Raw genomic sequence first — 12,398 nt, forward strand, 5'->3', positions numbered from 1 at the left:
GCCACGGGCGAGGTCGGCAACGCCAAGCGATCCGCAGCTACTTCTCCGAAGCCTGTCCTAGCTCCTAGCTCCTGGCAACAGGGCACTGAGCGTTTTCCCAACCTGATGGTGCCGGCTCAGCACCTTTCCGTTCCTACCGGAGGCATCATGCAACGACGCACGTTTCTCACAGGCACCCTGCTGGGCGCAGCGTTCGCCGCTGTGCCACTCGACGCCCTGTTGCCGACCAGCGCGTCGGCGGCCACGACGACGGTCAGTTCCCTGGACGCCCTCCAGAACGCGATCGACCGCGCGGTACCCGGCGACCGGATCGTCCTGGCCGACGGCACGTACACCGTCCCGTCGGGGGGTGCCATCAGTGTCTCGGGCAAGAACGGCACCAGCAGCGCGCCGATCACCATCGTCTCGGAATCTCGCGGCGGCGCGGTGCTCCAGGGCCGGCGCAGCTTCGTATTCAGCAACTCGAGCAACATAACCCTCAGCGGCTTCGCCTTCCGCCAGAGCACCACTCTGGAGATTCCGGCGAGCTGTCCCCGCATCCGACTGACCCGCAACGACTTCCGTTTCGCCGACATCAGCGGGCTCGACTGGGTCGTCGTGCGGGCCGACGACGTCAAGATCGACCGGAACCGCTTCCACGACAAGACGACCGAAGGCATCTTCGTCGTCGTCGACGGCCCCGGCTCGACCGCGATGGCCCAGCGTCTCCACATCTACAAGAACCACTTCTCCGGCCACAGCTACGCCGGCGCCAACGGCGGCGAGCCGATCCGGCTCGGCGTCAGCAGTCGGGCGCTGTCCAGCGCGCACGCGATCGTGGAGTACAACCTGTTCGAGCGGTGCGACGGAGACCCCGAGACCATCTCGGTGAAATCCTCGGACAACAGCATCCGCTACAACACGATTCGCGACAGCCGCGGCGGAATCGTGCTGCGCCACGGTAACCACTCCACGACGGAGGGCAATTACCTGATCGGCGGTACCGACGGGCTGCGCGTCTACGGCAACGATCATCTGGTCGTCAACAACTACCTCGGCGGCCTGTCGGGCCGGGCCTTGGTGATCGGCAGCGGCACCACCCGCGACCACCACCCCGGCGAGACGACCGAAGAAAGGCGCGGCAACGACGCGTGCGACCGCGCGGTGATCGTGCACAACACTCTGCTCGGCAACGCCGGAACGCTCTCGGGCGAGACCCGGGACTACGAGCCCCGTGACGTGGTCATCGCCGACAACCTCCTGGTCGGCAGCGCCGGCAGCCTGGTCGCGGTGGGGAAGACCACCGGCTTCACCTGGCAGAGCAACATCCTGTGGGGTGCGGCGTCCAATGGCAACATCCCCTCCGGCACCTACCGCCGGGTCGACCCGCTCCTTCGGCAGGAGTCCGACGGTGTATTCCGGCTGTCGGCGGGCAGCCCGGCGATCGGCGCAGCGACGCTGGGGAGCCCGTCCGTGGCCGATGACATCGACGGCCACTCGCGCGGCACCACCCGTGACATCGGCGCCGACGAGTACTCGACACTGGCTCCTCTCCGCCGTCCCCTCACGGCGGCGGACGTGGGTCCGGACGCATCGTGAGCGGTCACGGGTGACGGGGCGCCCGTGAGGTGGGCGCCCCGGTCCGCTCCGGCCGGTCTGCCACGCGAGGGGCCCAACGCCTCTGCACCTGGGCTCGTACGCCGACACCATGCGAGGTGCGCCGTATCTGGCGTCGAAGAGGCAAGCTGAGGTCTCCGCGCCACGCCTGTGCGTCACGACGGATCCGGGTCGATCGGCCCCACCCCGCGCCGGGGCCGATCACCGGTCCGCTCGGTTCGCTCAGCGCAGTTCCAGGCCGAGTCCCGTCTCCAGCACGGCAGCCTGTTCGGGCGTGGCGAAAACGAAGTAGCTCTCGTAGTTGGCGTCCCTGAGGCGCACGAAGCCGACCAGGTAGAACCGGCGTATGTCGTCGCCGGGGTCGGGATCGACGTGGTCGATGAACTCCGTGATCGCCAGGTGGTCGAGGTAGTCGTCCGACATGTGCTCGGTGTGTTGGGTCACCAGGACGCCGTTGCGGGCGAACTCCAGGACGTCGCCGTACTCGCCCCCGTGCAGCCTGACGTCGGTGATGGTGACCGCGCCGTCGGTGAGTGCCGCGGCCTCCTCCAGGATGCCCGCGTAGCTCTCCTCGAGATCGTCGACATCGTCCCCGTGGGCCGAGATCGCCACACCGAACGCTTCGAGCGTGGCAGGCACTTCGTGGGGTGGCAGCTCGTCGTGCGCGAACTCGACGTACTTCGTGAGGACGCTGTCGACCTTCTCCCGAGCCACCATGCCCATCCGCTTCAGGAGCGCCCCCACGTGTGCGTACGAGGACGACCTGAACCAGAACAGCACGTCCCGCAGCGTGTCCTTGCGCTCCTTCGGTTCCCCGTCCACCTCCTCTTGGAGGAGCAGTTCGCGCAGGCACCCCAGCGGAATCGCCGCGCCCCCGACCCGCTTGTCCGGTTGATCCACGAACGGCACCTCGGTCCACACGCTCTCCCGCGACCCCGGGGCCCCGGGCTCGGCGTCAGGATCGAACGGGATGTACTGCCACACCGCCCCCTTGTTCCGCCGGATCACCTCGCCCATGTACCAGCAGGCGCCCTGTACGAACGGCTCGTCCCGTGAGGCGTCGAATTCCTCCACCGTGGCGAACCGCCGCCTCACCACAACTTCCAGCCAGTCCAACGTGTCGGGGTGGAAATTCCACCTCCACGCTCCGTCGAACGCGTCCTCGGCCCAGACGGAGAGCGCCTTCCTCCGCTCGGCCAGCCACGCTGTCAGCACCGGATCCTGCGGCAGCGGCGCACTGGGGTCCACGCGTGGCGTGTGCTCCTTGACCGGCTCCCACCCCGGAACCGCATGCTGCCGTGCCGCCACGGCCTGCCGCAGCCGCTCGATCTCCTCGGCGAACGCGGTCCCGGTGCGGACTCGGAGGGCGTACGAGATCAGCAACATCGGTGCGACGGGTGAGAGTTCAAGTTCGGGGTCCGGCCAGACGACGGGCTGCCCCGGGAGATCGTCGACCGGCCGAGTATTCCAGCCCCAAGCACCGCCCGCGATGCCGAGCAGGATTTCGCCGAGATAGGCCATCGCACTCTCCACGAACTCCGTCCGCTTCTCGGGGACTTGGGCGGATTCGTAGCGCTGCAGCAGGCGAGCCTCCAAAGCGTCCAGCGACTTGGGGGAGTAGTCGAAGGGAAAATCGTCGGTAAGGAGCACCTTCTCCAGGAGCAGCAGCTGATACGGCAGGTCGCCGATCCACTTCTGAAGCAGATGCTGCGGGGCGCTCTCAGGCTGTGTCTCAGGGATCATGCGGTCACTGTAGGGGCGCACACTGACAGCGTCCGTTTCGGCGGGTGGTGAGCCGAAGGGGAGCTGAACGCCCGGACCACAGCCGCAGGTTGTGTTGTCTCCGTGGGGTTGCGGCTGTGATCGATACAAAACCGGGATGACCGGCGAGGACGTCGATCTGCGGTGCCAGGCGTTCCTGCGCAGGGTCGAACTTGAGCACTGCTTCAGTGCGATCAAGCAGACGCTCGTATGGACCCGGCCGAAGATTCGCACCCCCGAGGCCGCCGGCGGCTGGACAAGGCTGATCATCACCGCCCACACCGGCTCCGCCTTGCCTGCCCACTCGCGGCCGACCTCCGCCGACCCTGGGAACGGCCCGCCGTGCCCGCCCGGCTCACCCCGGCCGGGGTCCGCCGGGGATTTCGGAACCCGCGCGCACGCCTGTCCTGCCCGGCCCGTGCACCGAACCCTCACGACCGGACCCGGGAAGACAACTCGGCTCGAAGAACCGCGCGTCCGATGACTTCGCGGCGTGGATGCGTTCTACCCTGTACGACCGAATGCCGAGGACGAATGCCCGGAAGGGGTGTCGGCGATGCGCAAGCTGATCGTCTGCAACATCATCTCGCTCGACGGTTACTTCACGGGCCCGGGCGGTGACGTCATGGCCATGCCGTTCGACCAGGGGTTCTCCGAGTACAACGCCGAGCGGCTGCGATCAGCGGACACCCTGCTGCTCGGCCGCACGTCGTACGAAGGGTTCAGGAGCTACTGGCCGGCGATCGCCGACGATCCTGACGCGCCACCGCTGGAGCGCGAGATCTCGCGCCGTAACAACGACATCGACAAGGTGGTCGTCTCCGACAACCTCACGCCCGACCCGGCCGCGCCGTGGCAGAACACACGCATCGTCGGCCGCGCCGATGCGCACGAGCAGATTGCTGAGCTCAAGCGCGGCCAGGGCCGCGACATCATCGTCTTCGGCAGCCACACCCTGTGGAACGACCTGCTGGCCCACGGCCTCGTCGACGAGCTCCACCTGATGATCGGCGCCGGCGTTCTGGGCGCGGGCACCCCCGCCTTCGAGAGCCGGCCGCCGGTCTCCCTGCGGCTGCTCGGCACCCGTACCTGGGAGGGTTCCGGGCTCGTCCTCGTCCAGTACGCCGTCGAACCGGACCGAGAGCGGTGACTCGCGGCGGGAGGCGCGGCAACTCCACTCAAGAGGAGCCGGCGCGGCACACCGTCGGGCGATGTGCCGGGCGGCTGCCATTGCCACGGCGTCACGGTGACGGTGCCTGTCATTGACGGATTCAGTGTCTCCGTCGGGACATCGAGCCACGTTCAGGTAGTCGGAGGACCTGACATGGTCGTCACGCTGCTGATTGCCGCTTTCGAAGCTGGCTGCCTCCGTCACGACTTTCACCGACAACTCTTCTGCAAGTTCGGAAACATTGATCCAGCCATGCTTGATAGTGAAGGTGCCGCGGACTGGGAGCAGCCCGAACATGGCACGCGCGTCGAAGCCAACCGTCGATGCCGCCGGGTCGATCTCGTACGTACCTGCGGCTGCTAACGACTGTTGCCCATGGCGTGCGTCATGGCCGCCCGTACGTCAGTACGCGCCGAACGACCAGAAGATACCCACCTCGTCGTCGCTCACCGCGATCAGGCCCAGGTCCTCGAACAGGTCGAGGCCGCCGAGGTACTCGGAGGTGAGGAAGAGATGGGAGCGGGTGTCCTGGAGGCATGCCGCGAGGACCTGGATGTCCCCGGCCTACCCGGAGTCACCCGCCGGGGAGGCACTGGCCCTGCACCTGCGCGACGCCTGCGAGGCCCTCCCCAGCAGCCTGACCATGACCGTCGGCCTGCGGACGGAATGAGTCGGCGACCGCGGGCGGCGCAGGATCAGGTCGACGGTCTCGGCGCGACGGTGTCTGCTGTTCGGCGGCGCGTGCGCACAGCGAAGCGCGAAGCCCCGGGAGGTCATGGCGAATTCCCGGGGCTTCGTGCTGTCGGCAACGTCCCTTGTGGAGCCAGGCGCTGTGGCGGGTCAGCCGCCGACGTGGATACCGGGGCGGCGGTCGGGGTCGGGTTCGTGACTGCGGATGATTTCGCGTGTGACCGGAGCGGTGTCGCCGCGGCCGAGAAGGAAGTAGCGGAACATGTGCCGCAGGGGGCTGCCTTCTGCCCAGGCGAAGTAGCAGTGCGGCCGGACACCGGTGGCGTCGCGCAGGGCGAGCAGGATCGCGGCGATGGCGTTCGGCGCGGCCGGGGCCTCGGCGCGCAGGATCCGGTATCCGCCGACTTCGACGCCGCGGACAGTGAGGGTTTCGCTGAAGTCGGACGGGTCGACCACGTCGATTTCCAGGAACAGCACATCTGCCGGGCCGGGCACCGGGTTGGTGCCGCGCTGCTCGCGCTCCTTGTCGGTGTACTCGGCGCTGTCGCCGGCCTGACGCCGGTTGGCGATGATGTTGATGGAGTTGTCGTGGGCGAGCGTGTCGGTGATGAATTGGCGGGCGGCCGGGTCGAAGACGAGTCGGTCGGCGCGCAGTTCGGTGGTGCGCGAGACCCGGGAGATCAGCGACACGGCGATGATGCCGGCGATGAACATGCCGGAGATGGCGATGCCGTCGGGCTTGTCGACGATGTTGTACACCAGGGCGTAGAGCAGGATCGCGGTGAGCAGCGCGAAGCCTGTGGCGGTGGCGCGTCGGCGGCGGCGTACTGAGGAGACGGTGACGGCGAAGGCGCCGGAGACCATCATGGCCAGGATGCCGGTGGCGTACGCGCCTGCCTGAGCATCGACATCGGCGTCGAACGCGATGGTGATGATGATGCAGAGGGCGGTGTAGACGATGACGACGGGGCGTACTGCGCGTCCCCATTCGGGGGCCATGCCGTAGTCGGGCAGGTACCGCGGGACGATATTGACCAGCCCTGCCATCGCGGATGCGCCCGCGAACCACAGGATCAAGATGGTGCTGATGTCGTAGAAGGTGCCGAACGCCTCCCCGACGTTCTCGTGGGCGACCCAGGCCAGGGCGCGGCCGTTGGCCGCACCCCCCGGCTCGAACTCCTTTTCGGGGATGAGGACGGTGGTGACAAAGCTGGCGGACAGGAGGTAGACGCTCATGATGAACGCGGCGGTGGTCAGCAGCCTGCGGGTGTTGCGGATCCGCGAGCGCAGCCGCTGCTCGGGGTTGTCACCTTCGGCTGCCACGAGCGGCATCATGCTCACGCCGGTCTCGAATCCGGACAGGCCGAGCACCAGCAGCGGAAACGCCAGCAGCGCCGGCCGCATGAGATCGCCCAGGCCGCCTCCCTCCTCGCCGAGTGCGTCCGTCCACGCCGACCACGCCCCCGGCGTGGTGAACACGTCCACCAAACCGACACCGATGACCACCGCGTTGAGCACGAGGAAGACCGCGACCAGCGGGATGGCCACGCTGACCGCTTCGCTGAATCCGAGCAGGAAGACCCCTCCGAGCACCAGCAGCAGCGCCACCGTGAGGGCGACCTCGTGGCCATGCAGGGCCTGGGGGAAGAAGGGGTTCTCCACGACGTGCACGGAGGCGTCTGCCGTGGACAGGGTGATCGTGATGATCCATGACGTGGCCACGAACCCGAGCAGGATCAGCACGAACAGCTTGCCCCGCCAGAACGGGAGCAGGTCCTCCAGCATCGCCACTGATCCGGCTCCGTGTGGGCTCTCCTTGGCCACCCGCCGGTACATCGGCAGCATCCCCAGCAGGGTCAGCGCCACGATCAGGAGCGTCGCCAGCGGTGAGACCGCCCCGGCGGCGAGTGCCGCGATCGCCGGTACGTAGGCCAGGCTGGAGAAGTAGTCGACGCCGGTCAGGCACATCACCTTCCACCAGGCGTGCGGCTCGGCGTGCCCCTCATCGGCCGCCGGTCCGACCGGCTGAACCTGGTGGCGCAGCAGCCACCGCGCCACGCTCCCGGTCGGCTGCGCCCGCAGTGCGGGACTGTCCACCACCTCCGGCAACACCGGTTCCATCGCGTCGTCCTTCATATCCCCCATCAACCTTTCCTGGTCGGCTGCTGCTCATCACCGCATCACCGCATCACCGCATCACCGCATCACGACACCGCAACGATCACTGAGTATGCGACCTCTTGGCAGCGCCGACGCACTCCGGGGTGGACACGCGAGGTGATGGGCCGTGCGTTGCGAGCGCAAGGTGTAGGAACCTCGTTGGTGCAGTCAGCAGGAAACCCAGGTCAGTGGTGCGTGCCGACGTCGCTGCTCTTGCGCGTGTTGTTGGGTTCTCCACGGCGGACGGCGCCGGGGGCGCGGGCTGCGGGGCGGTCGGCGTGGGCGGAGGAGGTGAGTTGCCAGGGGACGCTGGTGACCATCACTCCGGGGGTGAAGAGCAGGCGGCTCTTGAGCCATAGTGCGGACTGGTTGTGGAGGAGGGTTTCCCACCAGTGGCCGACGACGTACTCGGGGATGAAGACGGCGACCACGTCGCGTGGGCTTTCCCGCCGGATGGAGCGGACGTACTCCACGACCGATCTGGTGATCTCGCGGTAGGGGGAGTCGAGAACCTTCAGCGGCACCTCGATGCCGTAGTGCTCCCACTGCCGTTTGAGCTCGGTGGAAGCGTCGCGGTCGACCGCGACCGTGAGGGCTTCGAGGCTGTCGGGGCGGAAGGCACGGGCATAGGCCAGCGCCCGCAGGGTGGGCTTGTGAATGGTGGAGACCAGTACGATCGCCAGCACCCGGGAGGGCGCCACCATCTCGCGGTGCGGATCGGTGACCGCCAGCTCCGCGGAGGTGGCGTCGTAGTGGCGGCGGATGCCGCGCATCATCACCCAGAGCAAGATCGCGGCGAGTACCGCCAGCCAGGCGCCCTGTGTGAACTTCGTCGACAGCACGATCACCAGGACCAGGCCTGTGACACAGGCGCCCACCCCGTTGATGACCCGCGCGACCTGGTGGCGGCCGCGCACGGCCGGATCTCTCTCCACGCGCAGCTCACGGTTCCAGTGCTTGACCATGCCCGTCTGAGAGAGCGTGAAGGAGGTGAAGACACCGAGGATGTAGAGGTGGATGAGGTCGGTGACGTTCGCCTTGAACGCCCACAGCAGCAGGCCGCGACGATCGCGAGCGCCACGATGCCGTTGGAGAAGGCGAGCCGGTCGCCGCGGTTGTGCAACTGCCGTGGCAGATAGCGGTGCAGGGCGAGGATCGAGGCGAGCAATGGGAAGCCGTTGAAGGCGGTGTTCGCGGCGAGGATCAGGATGAGCGCGGTCGCTGCCTGAATGTAGTAGAAGCCGAAGGTGTCCGAGCCGCCGAAGACCGAGGCAGCCAGTTGGGCGATGACGGTGCGCTGGGAGTACGAGCCGCAGTCGGCGAGTCCGGTCAGGTGGCAGGGGTCCTCGACGATGTGCACCTTGGCGACGATCGCCAGCGTGGTGACACCGGCGAACATTGTGATGGCGATGGCGCCCATGGCCAGCATGGTGGCGGCCGCGTTCGCCGACTTGGGCTTGCGGAACGCCGGTACGCCGTTCGAGATCGCCTCGACGCCCGTCAGCGCCGTACAGCCGCTGGAGAACGCCCGCAGCACCAGCATCAGCAGTGCGAACCCCGCCAGATCCGCGTCGCCGGGCTCCGCCTCAACGCCGTAACGGGCGCTCTCCGACACGGGTGCGTCACCCACCAGATAGCGGAACAGGCCGGTGCCGACCATGATCAGCACACCACCGATGAACAGATACGTCGGGGTGGCGAAGGCCCGGCCGGATTCACGCACGCCGCGCAGATTGATCGCGGTCAGCAGCGCGACGAAGCCCACTGCCATCAGAACTCGGTGCTCGGCCATGTCCGGCAGGGCGGAGATGATGTTGTCAACGCCGGAGGCGACCGACACAGCGACGGTCATGACGTAGTCGACGAGCAGCGAGGCGGCGACGACCAGCCCGGCCGACGGGCCGAGGTTCGTCGATGCGACCTCGTACGATCCTCCGCCGCTCGGATAGGCATGCACGACCTGGCGGTACGAGAGAACCACCACGGTCATGAGTGCCACCACAGCGACGGCGATCCACGGGATGAAGTGGAGGTAGGCGAGTCCGCCGAGGTCAGTACCAGCAGGATCTCCTGCGTGGCATACGCCACCGAGGACAGCGGGTCGGAGGCGAAGATCGGCAGTGCGATGCGCTTGGGCAGCAGGGTCTCGCCCAGCTCCTCACTGCGCATGGCCCGGCCGATGACCAGCCGTTTGAGGATCCCCGTCACGTTGAGCACGGCGCGAGCGTAGGCCGCCCCGCCTGTTCGGCAGCACGACCGCACTACCAGGTGAGGACTCAAGAACTCGTTAGGGATCCGCCGGGCGGCGTATACATGCTGCAGTTGGCCCCCGGCGGCCGACCGGAGTCGGCAAGCCGCGAGTGACCAGCTGACGCTATTGCAGGCCGGACACCTTGAAGACCGTCTGGGCGGTCTCGCCGTCGATCCGCTGCGACAGTTGCTTCAGGGCGGTCGCACCGCACAGCAGCGTGCCCCGGCCCAGCGACGTACGGGCGCCCGCGTCCAGCAGACGCCACAGCGGTGGATTGGCGACGAGCACCAGTGGGTCCAGCTCGACCCGTCCGCCGTCCAGGTCCCGCAGGACGAGGCGTTGCGCGACGCCGTCGGACCAGCGGACGGCCACCAACTGGTCGGTCCGTACGCGCCGCTCGCACAGGAGGCTGCGCGAGGCGAGCCAGCCCTCGCCCGCTGTCACTCGTGCCGGAAACAGCACCACGAGCAGCAGGACGGCGAGTCCCGTCCACAGGACGGCACGCGGGGCAGTGAGGCTGCCCGATCCGCCGTCGATCAGCAGCAGTAGAACGACAAGCAATGCGGCGCAGCCGGCCGCGGACCGTAGATCACCGGCCCAGCCGGCATTGGAAGCGTACGTTCCGGGGGGCTCCACTCGGTCGCGGGCGCGCCCCGGAACGAGTCGTGTGCTCCGTCTCATGCAGCCGACGCTAGGGCCGTTGAGGGCGGGTACCCGGATCATTGATGAACCGCTGACGAGGCGTCGGTCAACTTTGACGCCCTCGTGACGGCTGTCGTCAAGAACGCGTGAAGGCATCGCCGTTTCGCGCCAAGAACGCGCCAGGGCCGGGCAGGACCGGCCGGATTCGGGCGCACCCTGAGCGGACCTGCAACAAAGGAGCCCACCCGCATGTCCGCCATGACCACCGAACCCGGAACTGCGCCCCGCGCGGAGGAACCCCCGGATACCGGCGCACGGCACAAGCTCACCGCCGTGACCGGCCTGGCCGCGCTGTCGCTCGATGCGATGGCCTCGGTGGCGTACGGGCCCGAAGCGATCGTCCTGGTCCTGGCCGCAGCGGGCAGCTACGGACTCGGCTTCACCCTCCCCGTCACCGTGGCGATCGCCGCGCTGCTGGCGGTGCTCGTTGCCTCGTACCGACAGGTGATCGCCGCCTTCCCGGACGGCGGCGGGAGTTACGCGGTCGCCAAGGCACATCTGGGCCGTCGTGCAAGCCTGGTCGCGGCAGCGTCCCTGGTCCTGGACTACGTCCTCAATGTGGCCGTGGCCGTCACCGCAGGCATGGCCGCGCTGACGTCGGCCTTCCCCGAGCTGTACGGCGAGCGGCTGTGGCTGTGCCTGGTCGTACTGGTCCTGATCACCGCGGTGAACCTGCGCGGGATCGTCGACTCGGCCCGTGTGTTCATCGTGCCGACGATCGTCTTCATCGGCTCCATCCTGGGCCTCATCGCGGTGGGCCTGTTCCGCGCAGCCCCGGTCAGCACCGAGGCGGCCGCCGGCCACGCCTCTGTCCTCGCGGACAACGCCATCACCGTCGGAGCGCTCCTCCTGCTGAAGGCTTTCGCCTCCGGCTGCTCGGCGCTGACGGGTGTCGAGGCCATCGCCAACGCCGTCCCGTCCTTCCGCGCCCCGGCCGCCCGCCGCGCCCAGCGCGCCGAGGTCGCCCTCGGCGCGCTTCTCGGCGTGATGCTGATCGGCCTGTCCGTACTGATCTCCCGCTTCGGATTGCAACCGGCCGAGGGCGTGACCGTGCTCGCCCAGCTCGCCGACGCGTCCTTCGGGCACAATCTCGCCTTCTACGTCGTCCAGTTCGCCACCATGGTGTTGCTGGCGCTCTCCGCGAACACGTCTTTCGGCGGGCTGCCGGTCCTGCTGAAGCTGCTGGCCCGCGACAACTACCTGCCGCATGTCTTCGGGCTGAAGGCCGACCGCCAGGTCCACCGGCACGGGGTCCTCGCCCTCGCGGCCGTCTCCGCCGCGCTGCTGGTCTTCTCCGGCGGCGACACCAACACACTCGTCCCGCTCTTCGCGATCGGCGTCTTCGTCGGCTTCACCATCGCCCAGACCGGAATGGTCCTTCACTGGCGCGAGGTACGCGGCCCGTTGTGGGTGGGTAAAGCCCTCCTGAACGGTCTGGGCGCGGTACTCACGGGTGTCAGCGCGGTCGTCGTCACCGCCACCAAGTTCCACGACGGTGCATGGCTCATCGTGGTCGCCCTGCCGCTGCTGGTCGTCGGGTTCGAGTGCATCCACCGTGCGTACGGCAGGATCGGCGAGCGCCTCGGGGTCGGCCGTATCCCCGAACCCCCGCACTGCGACCGCTCGCTGGTACTGGTCCCGGTCTCCTCCCTGACCCGGCTCACCAGCGAAGCCCTGACCGCAGCGGTGTCGCTCGGCGACGAGGTGCGCGCGGTGACGGTCTGTCACCCCGATCCCGATGACCGCGAGCAGACCGAGGCCCTGGAACGGGACTGGGCGCTATGGAACCCGGGCGTCCCGCTGATACGCGTCGCCTCGGCCCGCCGCACCGTCGGTCGCCCGATCGCCGCGTACGTACGCGAGTTGGCAGCCGCCCGACCGGGCACCCGGATCACCGTGCTCATTCCCGAGGTCGAACCGGCCCGGCTGTGGCAGCGCGTGCTGCAGAACCAGCGCGGGGCGGTCGTCGCGCACGCCGTCCGCCGGGACACGGACGCCGTGATCTGCCGACTGCGCTTCCGGCTGCAGAGCCACTGACGTCTGCGGCCTTGAGTGGCCGGCCTGGAC

General features: G+C 68.3%; 6 protein-coding genes and 3 pseudogenes. 4 read left to right on the forward strand and 5 right to left on the reverse strand.

Annotated features, from left to right (window positions below; genetic code table 11):
• Positions 1-147 precede the first annotated feature (147 nt).
• Positions 148-1,578, forward strand: a complete 1,431-nt coding sequence (locus J7I98_RS34190; RefSeq protein ID WP_214928945.1) for a polysaccharide lyase 6 family protein — start codon at positions 148-150, stop codon at positions 1,576-1,578.
• A 240-nt stretch (positions 1,579-1,818) separates the two neighbouring features.
• Here the strand turns inward: J7I98_RS34190 and J7I98_RS34195 are convergent, their stop codons facing one another.
• Positions 1,819-3,339 carry a hypothetical protein gene (locus J7I98_RS34195; protein ID WP_214928946.1) on the reverse strand — a complete coding sequence of 507 codons (1,521 nt, stop codon included), beginning with the start codon at positions 3,337-3,339 and terminating at the stop codon, positions 1,819-1,821.
• 127 nt (positions 3,340-3,466) lie between these two features.
• Between J7I98_RS34195 and J7I98_RS41710 the strand changes: the two are divergent.
• Together J7I98_RS41710 and J7I98_RS34200 are read left to right on the forward strand one after the other, a co-directional pair.
• A pseudogene (locus J7I98_RS41710) lies at positions 3,467-3,830 on the forward strand (transposase); the annotation flags it as partial.
• Between the two features lie 83 nt (positions 3,831-3,913).
• Positions 3,914-4,507: a dihydrofolate reductase family protein gene (locus tag J7I98_RS34200; protein WP_214928947.1), complete on the forward strand. Its 594-nt coding sequence runs from the start codon at positions 3,914-3,916 to the stop codon at positions 4,505-4,507.
• A 174-nt stretch (positions 4,508-4,681) separates the two neighbouring features.
• Here the strand turns inward: J7I98_RS34200 and J7I98_RS34205 are convergent.
• The 4 genes and pseudogenes from J7I98_RS34205 to J7I98_RS34220 form a co-directional block, all read right to left on the reverse strand.
• A pseudogene (locus tag J7I98_RS34205) lies at positions 4,682-4,825 on the reverse strand (YceI family protein); the annotation flags it as partial.
• A 543-nt stretch (positions 4,826-5,368) separates the two neighbouring features.
• Positions 5,369-7,363 (reverse strand): amino acid transporter, encoded by a 1,995-nt coding sequence (locus tag J7I98_RS34210; RefSeq protein ID WP_251021606.1) that lies wholly within the window; start codon positions 7,361-7,363, stop codon positions 5,369-5,371.
• Positions 7,364-7,563: 200 nt separating this feature from the next.
• Positions 7,564-9,547: pseudogene (locus J7I98_RS34215) on the reverse strand (APC family permease).
• A 205-nt stretch (positions 9,548-9,752) separates the two neighbouring features.
• Positions 9,753-10,310 (reverse strand): hypothetical protein, encoded by a 558-nt coding sequence (locus J7I98_RS34220; RefSeq protein ID WP_251021607.1) that lies wholly within the window; start codon positions 10,308-10,310, stop codon positions 9,753-9,755.
• A 210-nt stretch (positions 10,311-10,520) separates the two neighbouring features.
• Between J7I98_RS34220 and J7I98_RS34225 the strand changes: the two genes are divergently transcribed.
• Complete coding sequence (locus J7I98_RS34225) at positions 10,521-12,368, forward strand: APC family permease (protein WP_214928948.1); 1,848 nt, start codon at positions 10,521-10,523, stop codon at positions 12,366-12,368.
• Positions 12,369-12,398 lie beyond the last annotated feature (30 nt).

Origin of the sequence: Streptomyces sp. ISL-98, from assembly GCF_018614055.1 — a bacterium.
Taxonomy (GTDB): Bacteria; Actinomycetota; Actinomycetes; order Streptomycetales; family Streptomycetaceae; genus Streptomyces; species Streptomyces spiramyceticus.